The organism is Streptomyces sp. NPDC006624 (assembly GCF_040611555.1).
Classification (GTDB): Bacteria; Actinomycetota; Actinomycetes; order Streptomycetales; family Streptomycetaceae; genus Streptomyces.
In genome coordinates, this window is record NZ_JBEXOM010000001.1 from 613,776 (window position 1) to 624,142 (window position 10,367).

At 71.6% G+C, this 10,367-nt stretch carries 10 protein-coding genes; 6 read left to right on the forward strand and 4 right to left on the reverse strand.

The annotated features are described in order from the left end of the window. Positions 1–142 precede the first annotated feature (142 nt). Positions 143–901 carry an ABC transporter ATP-binding protein gene (locus ABZY20_RS02740; protein WP_356435531.1) on the reverse strand — a complete coding sequence of 253 codons (759 nt, stop codon included), beginning with the start codon at positions 899–901 and terminating at the stop codon, positions 143–145. Beyond that, positions 898–1,413: a PadR family transcriptional regulator gene (locus ABZY20_RS02745; protein WP_356435532.1), complete on the reverse strand. Its 516-nt coding sequence runs from the start codon at positions 1,411–1,413 to the stop codon at positions 898–900. Before ABZY20_RS02745 ends, ABZY20_RS02740 begins: the two co-directional genes overlap by 4 nt. A 122-nt stretch (positions 1,414–1,535) precedes the next feature. Between ABZY20_RS02745 and ABZY20_RS02750 the strand changes: the two genes are divergently transcribed. The 5 genes from ABZY20_RS02750 (at position 1,536) to ABZY20_RS02770 (ending at position 8,201) form a co-directional block, all read left to right on the forward strand. Beyond that, complete coding sequence (locus ABZY20_RS02750; protein WP_356435535.1) at positions 1,536–2,807, forward strand: ABC transporter substrate-binding protein; 1,272 nt, start codon at positions 1,536–1,538, stop codon at positions 2,805–2,807. Positions 2,808–2,972: 165 nt separating this feature from the next. After that, entirely contained in the window at positions 2,973–4,631 is a 1,659-nt protein-coding gene (locus ABZY20_RS02755; RefSeq protein ID WP_356435537.1) for a glycoside hydrolase family 13 protein, read from the forward strand. Positions 4,632–4,668: 37 nt separating this feature from the next. Further along, complete coding sequence (locus tag ABZY20_RS02760; RefSeq protein WP_356435540.1) at positions 4,669–5,994, forward strand: ABC transporter substrate-binding protein; 1,326 nt, start codon at positions 4,669–4,671, stop codon at positions 5,992–5,994. A gap of 6 nt (positions 5,995–6,000) precedes the next feature. Continuing rightward, the gene (locus ABZY20_RS02765) at positions 6,001–7,365 is read left to right on the forward strand and encodes an ABC transporter permease subunit (RefSeq protein WP_356435542.1); all 1,365 of its coding nucleotides are present in this window, start codon (positions 6,001–6,003) and stop codon (positions 7,363–7,365) included. Further along, entirely contained in the window at positions 7,362–8,201 is an 840-nt protein-coding gene (locus tag ABZY20_RS02770) for a carbohydrate ABC transporter permease (RefSeq protein WP_356435545.1), read from the forward strand. The genes ABZY20_RS02765 and ABZY20_RS02770 overlap by 4 nt, the downstream gene beginning before the upstream one ends. 17 nt (positions 8,202–8,218) lie before the next feature. Here ABZY20_RS02770 and ABZY20_RS02775 read toward each other — a convergent pair whose 3' ends face one another. Continuing rightward, complete coding sequence (locus ABZY20_RS02775; RefSeq protein WP_356435547.1) at positions 8,219–9,064, reverse strand: NmrA family NAD(P)-binding protein; 846 nt, start codon at positions 9,062–9,064, stop codon at positions 8,219–8,221. Continuing rightward, the gene (locus tag ABZY20_RS02780; protein WP_356435550.1) at positions 9,061–9,489 is read right to left on the reverse strand and encodes a nuclear transport factor 2 family protein; all 429 of its coding nucleotides are present in this window, start codon (positions 9,487–9,489) and stop codon (positions 9,061–9,063) included. Before ABZY20_RS02780 ends, ABZY20_RS02775 begins: the two co-directional genes overlap by 4 nt. A 150-nt stretch (positions 9,490–9,639) precedes the next feature. Between ABZY20_RS02780 and ABZY20_RS02785 the strand changes: the two genes are divergently transcribed. Further along, positions 9,640–10,221, forward strand: coding sequence for a TetR/AcrR family transcriptional regulator (locus ABZY20_RS02785; RefSeq protein ID WP_356435553.1), 582 nt, complete (start codon positions 9,640–9,642; stop codon positions 10,219–10,221). Positions 10,222–10,367 lie beyond the last annotated feature (146 nt).

Consider the following 10,367-nt stretch of genomic DNA (forward strand, 5'->3'; position numbering starts at 1 on the left):
GCGCCGGGCACATCGGCCGGAGGAACCCACGAAGGAACCCACGGAGGAATCCTCGAAGCAGCCCACGAAGGAATCCACGTAGGAACCCCGGCCGGGCCCCCGGCTCGTTCCCTTCGCGACCCGCTCGCCGTACCCGCGCATGTCAGTCCCTGAGCTCCAGCACACCCGATATGCCGGACCGGCGCGGCGGGGTCGTGCCGGCGTCGAGCTCCGCGTCGTCGGCGATCCGGCCGTCGAAGAAGCTGATCACCCGGTCCGCGGCGCTCGCCAGCCGCGCGTCGTGCGTGACCAGCAGGATCGTCTGGCCGCGCTGGTGGAAGCGGGACAGCAGCCGCATCACCTCGCGGGTGCCCTTGCTGTCGAGGCTGCCGGCCGGTTCGTCGGCGAGCAGCAGCGGCGGATGGTTGACCAGGGCCCGGGCCAGGGCCACGCGCTGCTGCTCGCCGCCGGACAGCTCGCCCGGCATGCTGCGCTCCTTGCCCGTCAGGCCCAGCTCGGCCAGCAGGGACTCCCGCTCGCTGCGCGCCTGCTTCGGCGAGGCCCCGGCGAGCAGGGCGGGCAGCTCCACGTTGTCGGCGACGGACAGGTTGGACACGAGGTTGAAGAACTGGAAGACGATCCCGATCCGCTTCCGGCGCTCCACCGCCCAGCGGGCCTCGCCGTAGTCGTCGGTGGACTCGCCGTCGAGCCAGATCCGGCCCGCGTCCGGCCGCTGGAGCCCGCCGAGCAGATGCAGCAGCGTCGACTTGCCGGCGCCGGACGGGCCGGTGATCGCCACGAACTCGCCGGGCCGTACGCACAGGTCGACCCCGCGCACGGCATGGGCGGGCGCGCCCTCGCCGTGGTGGGTCTTCACCAGCCCCTCGGCGCGCAGCACAGGAGCGGGACGGTCGTCGCTCACTCCAGCTCCTCCAGCTCTTCCTGGCACCGTTCCAGCCAGTCGAGGTCGGCCTGCAGGTGCAGCATCGCGCCCTCGATCAGGAGGTGGGCGATGCGGTTGTCGCGGTCTTCGGCGGCGGCCAGTCTGGACAGCTGCCGCATGGTGTTCAGGTACTGGCGCCGCTGCTGGTTGATCAGCGAGATCTGGTTCGCGAGACCGGTCTGCGGAGCGAGCGCCAGCTTCATGAAGAACTCGTCCCGCACCCGCGGCTCGTCCTCGGGCTCCTCGAACCAGGCGCGCAGCGCCTCCCGCCCGGCGTCGGTGAGGTGGTAGACCTTTTTGTTGGGCCGGCTGGACTGCGCCACGTCCTCGCCCTCGATCAGTCCCGATTTCTCGAGGCGGCCGAGGGTCACATAGATCTGGCCGACGTTCGGCTGAGGGTACGCGGAGCCCAGCAGTTGCTCAAGGTCCTGCTTGAGCTCGTAGCCGTGGGCGGGTCCGCGGGCGAGGAGGGCCAGGAGGGGCAGGCGCACGCGTGCAGTCCTCCTGTCCGGTCCAATGTGCTCCAGGCCCTAGTATCGCCCATACCTAACAGGTATACATGGCCTCTGTTCCGGGCAAAGGTGCCCGTCGCCAGGTGTACAGGGAGGAACCTATGCGGTGGATCCATGCCGCGGGTAGGGGCCTTCTCGTTCTCGTGGTGGTCCTGACCGGTTACGTCGCCGCCGGAGCCCAGGCGGGTCAGCCCCCGCAGGGCGGTCGCGGCCCGCTGACCCTGGCCACCGCCGGGGACCTCACCGGCTACCTCGGTCCCCTCCTCCAGGGCTGGAACGACACCCATCCCGGCGAGAAGGTGACCCTCGTCGAGCTGCCGGACTCGGCCGACGAGACGCGGGCGCAGATGACCACCGACCTGCGCGAGGGGGACCGCAGCCGGTTCGACGTGCTGAACATCGACGTCAACTGGACCTCCGAGTTCGCCGCGGCGGGCTGGATCCGGCCGCTGCCCCGCGACCGCTTCCCGCTGCAGACCTTCCTCCCGCCGGTCGTGGACACGGCGACCTACGACGGGCAGCTCTACGCCGTCCCGTACGTCACCAACGCCGGTCTGCTCCTCTACCGCAAGGACGTCCTCGCGAAGGAGGGCGTCGACCCGCCGCGCACCTGGGCGGAGCTGGAGCGGTACGCAGAAACCCTCGCCCCGAAGCACGGCCTGGACGGGTACGCCGGGCAGTTCCTGCCGTACGAGGGGCTCACGGTCAACGCGGCCGAGGCCGTCTACTCGGCCGGCGGCTCGATCCTCGGCGACGAGGGCGAGCGCGTCACCGTCGACTCCGCGGCCGCCCGCGAGGGCATCGGGTTCCTGGCGCGCGGCGTGCGCGAGGGCTGGATCCCGAGGGAGGCCCTGACCTACAAGGAGGAGGAGTCCAAGCAGGCGTTCCAGGACGGCCGGCTGCTCTTCCTGCGGAACTGGCCCTACGCCTACGTCGGCTCCTCCGCCCCCGGCTCGAAGGTCGCGGGGAAGATCGGCGCCGTACCGCTGCCCGGACCGGACGGGCCGGGCACGAGTGTCCTCGGGGGCTCCAACCTGGCCGTCAGCACCCACGCCCGGCACCCCGACTCCGCGGCCCGGCTGATCGCCTACCTCACCAGTGAGCGCGTCCAGCGCCAGGTCCTCACGCGCGGCGCGCTGCCGCCCGTCCGGGCCGATCTCTACCGGGATCCCGAGCTGATCCGCAGGTTCCCCTACCTGCCGACCCTGCGCGAGAGCGTGCGCGCGGCCGAGCCGCGCCCCAAGAGCCCCCGCTACGGCCAGGTGAGCCTCGTCGTCCAGGCGGTCGTGCACGACGCCATGGCCGGGCACCAGACGCCCGAGGCGGCGGTGCGCCGGCTGGCGCGCGAGCTCGCGGCCGTCTCGCGCGGATAACGCGCCCCGCGGCGTCCTCCGCCGAGCGCCCCTACTTACTTGTTAGGTAACGCGGGGGTCTCATCTTGCCGTGCGGCGCCCAATTTGTAACGATTTCCTTCCCTCAACTCATCGGTAGCTTGTGCCTTTTCATTGACACCCTCTCGACACCGCTACTTAACATGCATGCATAACCGCTGCCCTCCTCAGAGACAGGTCGATGGGTTGAACAGGCACCACTGGTGGCGTGACGCAGTGATCTATCAGGTGTACGTCCGCAGCTTCCTGGACAGCACCGGTGACGGCATCGGCGACCTCGCCGGGGTCCGGGCCGGACTGCCGTACCTCAAGAAGCTCGGCGTCGACGGGATCTGGCTGAGCCCCTTCTATCCCTCGCCGCAGCACGACCACGGCTACGACGTGGCCGACTACTGCGACGTCGACCCGCTCTTCGGCGACCTCGCCGAGTTCGACCTGCTGGTGGGTGCCGCGCGGCGGCTCGGCATCAAGGTGCTGCTCGACATCGTCCCGAACCACTGCTCCAGCGAGCATCCGTGGTTCCGCGAGGCGCTCGCCGCGGCGCCCGGCAGCCCGGCCCGGGACCGCTTCCACTTCGCCGACGGCCGGGGCCCGGACGGAGCCGAGCCGCCCAACAACTGGCACTCCATGTTCGGCGGCCCCGCCTGGACCCGGATCACCGAGCCCGACGGCCGGCCCGGCCAGTGGTACCTGCACATGTTCGCCCCCGAGCAGCCCGACTGGAACTGGCGCAACCCCGAGATCGGCGCCGAGTTCGACCGCGTCCTGCGCTTCTGGCTCGACCGGGGCATCGACGGCTTCCGCATCGACGTCGCCGCCGGCCTCTTCAAGCACCCTCAGCTGCCCGACTCCGACGACCCGGAGGCCGACGCCCGCACCCGCGACTCGGTCAACCCGCTCGCCTGGAACCAGCCCGAGGTGCACGACGTGTGGCGCCGCTGGCGCTCCATATGCGAGGAGTACACCGGGCACGACGGCCGCGAACGCCTCCTCGTCGGCGAGGTCTCCGTCCCGACCGCCCGCGAGCACGCCCAGTACGTCCGCCCCGACGAGCTGCACCAGGCGTTCTTCTTCGACCTGCTCAGCGCCTCCTGGGACGCCGACGCCTTCCGCAAGGTCATCTCCGAGGCCATGCAGGACATCGCCGGCACCGGCTCGACGGTCACCTGGGTCCTCAACAACCACGACCAGGTCCGCACCGTCACCCGCTACGGCGAGCCCGCCACCGAGGGCAGCGGCCTCGGCGCCGCCCGGGCCCGGGCCGCCGCGCTGATGATGCTGGCGCTGCCCGGCGCCGCCTACATCTACCAGGGCGAGGAGCTCGGCCTGCCGGAGGTCGTGGACCTGCCCGACGACGTGCTCACCGACCCGATCTTCCGCCGCACCGGCAGCAGGGCCCGCATCCGCGACGGCTGCCGCGTACCGCTGCCCTGGTCGGGGCAGGCCTCTCCGTTCGGCTTCACCTCCGCCCCGGACAGCGCCAAGCCCTGGCTGCCGCAGCCCGAGTACTTCGCCGAGTACGCCACCGACCGCGCCCTCGCCGACACCCGGTCCTTCTGGCACCTGTACCGCGACGGCCTCCAGCTGCGCGCCGCCCTGCCGCAGCTCGGCGAGGGCACGCTGCGCTGGCTGGACGCCCCGCCCGGCGTCCTGGCCTTCGAGCGCGGCGACGACCTGGTGTGCGCGGTCAACTTCGGTACCGCCCCGACCCCCGCGCCGGTCCCCGGCACCCCCCTGCTCGCCAGCGGCCCGTGCCCGCCCGGAGTCCTCTCCGGCTCGACGGCCGCCTGGTGGATCCGTTCCTGAACGCCCCGCAAGTCAACTTCCCGAAGGGACATCAACGATGATGCGACGACGTACCACCCTGCTCACCGGCTGCACCGCCCTCGTCCTGGCACTCGGCGCGACCGCCTGCGGCGGCGGCCCCGTCGCGGCCGGCGGCGGCGACAAGGCGCTCGACGGACAGACGATCACCGTGGCCGGCGTCTGGTCCGGCACCGAGCAGAAGAACTTCCAGAAGGTGCTGGACGCCTTCACCGAGAAGACCGGCGCCAAGACGCAGTTCACGTCCACCGGCGACAACGTCTCCACCGTCGTCGGCAGCAAGATCGAGGGCGGCAACGCCCCCGACGTCGTGATGGTCCCGCAGGTCGGCGTGCTCAAGCAGTTCGCGCAGAAGGGCTGGCTCAAGCCGCTGTCGAAGAAGACCGAGCAGTCCGTCGACGCCGGGTACGCCCCCGTGTGGAAGGAGTACGGCAGCGTCGACGGCACCCTGTACGGCCTGTACTTCAAGGCCGCCCACAAGTCGACCGTCTGGTACAGCCCCGACGCCCTCGCCCAGGCCGGCGTGAAGCCCCCGAAGACCTACGACGAGATGCTGAAGGCCGGCAGGACCGTCTCCGACTCCGGTCTCGCCGCGTTCTCCGTCGCCGGGCAGGACGGCTGGACCCTCACCGACTGGTTCGAGAACATCTACCTCTCCCAGGCCGGACCCGAGAAGTACGACGCCCTGGCCGCGCACGAGCTGAAGTGGACCGACTCCTCCGTCGTCGACGCCCTCACCACGCTCGGCAAGCTCTTCAAGGACAAGCAGCTCATCGCGGGCGGCCAGAAGGGCGCCCTGAACACCGACTTCCCCGGCTCGGTGGAGAAGGTGTTCGGACCGGAGCCCGAGGCGGGCATGGTGTACGAGGGCGACTTCGTCGCCGGTGTCGCCAAGGACCAGTTCGGCAAGAAGGTCGGCGAGGACGCCAACTTCTTCCCGTTCCCGGCGGTCGGCGGCGGCGAGGCGCCGGTCGTCAGCGGCGGCGACGCGGCCGTCGTCCTCAAGGACGGCAAGAACCAGAAGGCCGCCCAGGCCCTGCTGGAGTTCCTGGCCACCCCCGAGGCCTCCGCGGTGTGGGCCGAGGCCGGCGGCTTCCTCTCCCCGAACAAGAAGCTCGACCTCTCCGAGTACGGCGACGACGTCACCCGCGCCACCGCCAAGTCCCTCGTCGAGGCCGGCGACTCGGTCCGCTTCGACATGTCCGACCAGGCCCCGGCCGCGTTCGGCGGCACGAAGGGCGCCGGCGAGTGGAAGCTCCTGCAGGACTTCCTGCGCGACCCGTCCGACCCGAAGGGCACCGCGGCGAAGCTGGAGGCCGCGGCGGCCAAGGCGTACCAGGACTGATACGCCATGACAGCGACTCTCGTGAAAGAGACGAGCCCTCCGACGCCTCCGGGTCCGGTCACCGACCGCACCCGGCGGCTGCGGCGGCGCGGCAGGGTCATCGCCCTGCTGTTCGTGTTCCCCGCGCTGCTGCTGCTCGGCGCGCTCGTCGTCTACCCCGTGCTGTTCAGCGTCGGCCGCAGCTTCTTCGACGCCTCGGGGACGACCTTCGTCGGCGGCGACAACTACACCGAGATGTTCCGTGACCCGGCGACCCTCAAGGCCGTCCGCAACACGGCCATCTGGGTCGTCGTGGCCCCGGCGCTGCTCACCGGCCTGGGCCTGATCCTGGCCGTCCTGGTGGAGAAGGTCCGCTGGGCCACCGCCTTCAAACTGCTCCTGTTCATGCCGATGGCGGTCTCCTTCCTCGCCGCCGGCATCATCTTCCGGCTCGCCTACGACGAGGACCCCGACAAGGGCGTGCTCAACGCCGCCGTGGTCTCCGTCCACGACGCCTTCAAGGGCGAGTCCTCCTACCCGACGGCCCGGGCGCGCGACGGGCAGGGCCTGACGAAGGAGAAGGACGGCGCGTACCGCACGACCGCGCGCGTGTCGCCGGGTGACGCGGTGACGCTGGGCCTGGTCGGCGTGCAGCCCGGCGACCTGCCCGGCGACGCCCGGCCGGCCGCCGCGGCGGCGGGGCGGCAGGCCGCCTCCGACGAACTGCGCGGTGTCGTCTACCTGGACTTCACGCCCGGCGGGGGAGGCGAGCAGGGCAAGGTCGACGCGCGGGAGGACGGACTGCCCGGGATGAAGGTGCAGGCCGTCCGCGACGGCGAGACGGTCGCCACCACGACCACCGCCTCCGACGGCTCCTTCCGCTTCGAGGGACTCCCGGTGGGCTCCTACGCGGTGAAGCTGCCGGCGTCCAACTTCGCCCCGCCCTACGAGGGCGTCTCCTGGCTCGGCCCGGCCCTGGTCACCCCGGCGATCATCGGCGCGTACCTGTGGATCTGGACCGGCTTCGCGATGGTGCTGATCGGCGCGGGCCTGTCGACGCTGCCGCGGGACGCGCTGGAGGCGGCGCGGATGGACGGCGCCAACGAGTGGCAGATCTTCCGCCGCATCACCGTCCCGCTGCTCGCCCCGGTGCTCACGGTCGTCTTCGTCACCCTCGTGATCAACGTGATGAAGGTCTTCGACCTCGTCTACATCATCGCGCCCGGGCCCGTGCAGGAGGACGCGACCGTGCTCGCGACGCAGATGTGGCTGGTGTCGTTCGGCGGCGGCAACAACCAGGGCCTCGGCAGCGCGCTCGGAGTGCTGCTCCTGCTGCTGGTCGTCCCGGCCATGGTCTTCAACGTCCGGCGCTTCCGAAGGAGTCAGCGATGAACGCGGTACGGCGCTCCCTGGGCAACGGCGTCGTCCAGGCCTTCCTCGTGCTGGTCGGCCTGGTGTGGATGACACCGCTGGCCGGGCTGTTCCTGTCCTCCCTGCGATCCGCCGAGGACACGGCGAAGGGCGGCTGGTGGACGGTGTTCGCCACCCCCGGGCAGCTGTCCTTCGACAACTACGCCTCGCTGCTGCAGAACGCGGGCATCACCCAGGCCTTCTGGAACACGGTGCTGATATCCGTGCCGACGACGGTGCTGGTCGTGGTCGTCGCGGCGCTCGCCGGGTACGCCTTCGCGTGGCTGGACTTCCCCGGGCGGGACACGATCTTCCTCGTCGTGGTCGCGCTGCTGGTGGTGCCCGTGCAGATCGGCCTGCTGCCGGTGGCCAAACTCTTCGGCCAGCTCGGCCTGTTCGGCACGATCCCCGGCGTCGTCCTCTTCCACGTCGCCTACGGTCTGCCCTTCGCGGTGTTCCTGCTGCGGAACTACTTCGCCGAGATGCCCAAGGAGATGCTGGAGGCGGCCCGGATGGACGGCGGCAGCGAGTGGCGCATCTTCATCCAGCTCGTCCTGCCCGTCGGCCGCCCGGCGATCGCCTCCCTGGCCATCTTCCAGTTCCTGTGGGTGTGGAACGACATGCTGGTGGCCCTGCTCTTCGCCGACAGCGCGTCCCAGCCGCTCACGGTGGAACTGCAGTCCCAGATCCGCCAGTTCGGCAGCAACATCGACGTCCTGGCACCGGGGGCGTTCGTCTCCCTGATCGTGCCGGTCGTCGTGTTCTTCGCGTTCCAGAGGCACTTCGTGCAGGGGGTGATGGCGGGTTCGGTGAAGTAGCCCGCCACCACGGCCCGCTAGCCGCCCACCGCCGTCATCGCGTGCTCCACATGGGCGCGCAGACTGAGCGGTGGGCGGCCCGTGAGACGTTCGACCGTGTCGGTGACCCGGTCCTCGGCCCCCTCGGCGATGCTCCGGTCCAGGCCGGCGAGGACCGCGGCGAACTCCGGCGGCAGGATCCCTGCCAGCCGGTCGCGCAACTGCTCGTGGGTCACCCGCCGGTGGGTAACGGGGCGGCCCGTCACCTCGCTGATGATCGCGGCCGCCTCGTCGTAACTCAGGGCCTCCGGGCCGGTGAGGACCAGATCGCCTCCCGCGTCGCCCTCGGCGGTCAGCGCGTGCACGGCGACGGCGGCGATGTCGTCGGCGTCCACGAAGGCCACCCGCCCCTCGCCGGTCGCGGTCAGGATGGTTCCGTGCTCGCGGATGCTCCGGGCGTGCGCGTGATCACCGGTGAAGTTCTGCATGAACCACGAGGGCCGCAGGACCGCCCACGCGTCGAACAGGCCGGGCAGGGCCTGCTGCACCCGCCCGACGGCCGGGCCGCCGGAGGCGATCGCCGAGGAGCCGAGCAGTACGGCCCGGCTCACCCCGGACGCACGGGCCCGTTCCAGGAACGGCAGCATGACGGCGGCGGGACCGGGGTCCCCGACCGGCGGGACCAGATAGACCCGGTCCACGCCCCGCAGCGCCTCCTCGAACGTCTCCGGGTCGTACCAGTCGAAGCGGACCGCCTCGCAACCGGCGACGGGGGTCGCCCGCCGGCTCGCCGCCCGCACCCGCAGGCCCCGCCCGGCGAGCAGGCGGGCCACGCGCCCGCCGGTCGTGCCGGTGGCACCGATGACGAGAACGGCGGCGCTCACCGGTCGCTCCCCGTGAAGTCGGCCGTGCCGTCCTGGGGGAGGGCGAGCGGGTTCCAGTAGTCGCGGTAGTGGGTGAACCGGCCGTCGACGGCCGTCACCACGGCGATGTACGTCATGTCGTACGGCGCCCCGCTCACGACCAGCCGTCCCACCGCGCGCATCTCCACCACGACGGTCGCCGGGTCGTCGGTCCGGTGGATCGTCAGATCGGGCACGGCGTGCAGGTCGATGTGGGCGGGATAGTCCCGCATGTAGTCGCGGACGGCGGCCCTGCCCTCCAGCCGCTTCGGCCATCCAGGGGGCGCGAACGGGAATTCCATGACGCCGTCGTCGTCCCAGAGGGCGACCCAGCCGGCGACGTCCTTGTCGAGCAGCAGCCGGAGGCTGTGGCGGAACACGTCGGCCGGTGAGGTGGAGGAGGCCACGGGTGGAGCCAAGGAGGAAGCCACGAGAATCCCTTCGATACGATACGGACCACCGGTCCGCTTGAGGGAGATAATACGGACCGGCGGTCCGGTTGCGCAAGATGCGGACCCGGAGTCCGCTTACCGGGTCGAAGGAGACGGAGGCACCCCGTGCCCGAACGCAAGCCCCGCGCGGACGCCGCGCGCAACCGCGAGTCCGTCCTGGCGGCGGCCGACCGGCTCTTCGCCACGTGCGCGAGCCCGGAGGACGTCACCATGGCTGACATCGCCGCAGCGGCCGGCGTCGGCAAGGGCACCCTCTTCCGCGGGTTCGGCGACCGCACCGGCCTGATCCGCGCGCTGTACGCGTCCCGGCTGGAGCCGATCCGCCACGCCGTCGCCGAGGGCCCCGGTCCGCTCGGGCCCGCGACACCCCCCGCCGAACGCGTCCCGGCCCTGCTCGACGCCCTGCTGTGCTTCAAACTCGACCACCGGCACCTGTCCGTGGCCCTGGAGGGCACGGTGAACGACAGCCCGTACCGCGCCGCGCACTACGACTGGTGGTACGGCACGCTCCGGGACGCCCTGGAACGGCTGCCCGGCTTCACCGACGCGGGCTTCGCCGCCCACGCGCTGCTCGCCGCGGTCCGCGCGGATCTCGTCGGCCACCTCACCGACCGGGAACAGGTGCCGCGCGAGCGGCTCAGGGCGGACCTGGCCGCCTTCGCCGCGCGGGTGCTGCGCGGCGGCTGAACGAGGAACGACGGAAGCGGGGGGGGCGGCGGAGACCAAGGGGTTGGGGGCCGGCGGGGGGGCTGGGGGGGGGGGGTGGGGGGGGCGCCGCGCGCGTTGGGTGGTGGGGGGGGGGGGGGGGCCGGACACGACGGTGTGGCTGGGAC